Annotated in this window: 1 protein-coding gene; it reads left to right on the top strand. The window is 63.9% G+C overall.

Translation table 11 applies throughout. The features are described from left to right. Positions 1-327, top strand: a 327-nt coding sequence (locus N864_RS23190; RefSeq protein WP_034723339.1) for an NAD(P)/FAD-dependent oxidoreductase, incomplete at both ends; no start/stop codon positions are given.

Genomic DNA, 327 nt, shown 5'->3' with positions numbered 1-327 from the left:
TGATGAACACCACCGAGGTCGAGAACTTCCCGGGCTTCCCCGAGGCGATCATGGGTCCCGATCTGATGGCGAAGATGCAGCAACAGGCCGAGCGCTTCGGCGCCGAAGTCGTCTACGACGACGCGGCCGAGCTCGACCTCCACGGGGCAGTCAAGCGCGTTACGCTCGGGTCAGGACGAGTCGAGGAGACACGCTCGTTGATCTTCGCGACCGGTTCGGCCTACCGGAAGCTGAACATCCCACGCGAGGATGAGCTGTCCGGGCACGGCCTCTCGTGGTGCGCGACGTGCGACGGATTCTTCTTCCGAGAAAAGGAGATCGCGGTCG

The organism is Intrasporangium chromatireducens Q5-1 (assembly GCF_000576575.1).
Taxonomy (GTDB): Bacteria; Actinomycetota; Actinomycetes; order Actinomycetales; family Dermatophilaceae; genus Intrasporangium_A; species Intrasporangium_A chromatireducens.
The sequence above is the reverse complement of the archived record's forward strand: the minus strand, read 5'-3'. Positions and strand labels throughout refer to the sequence as shown.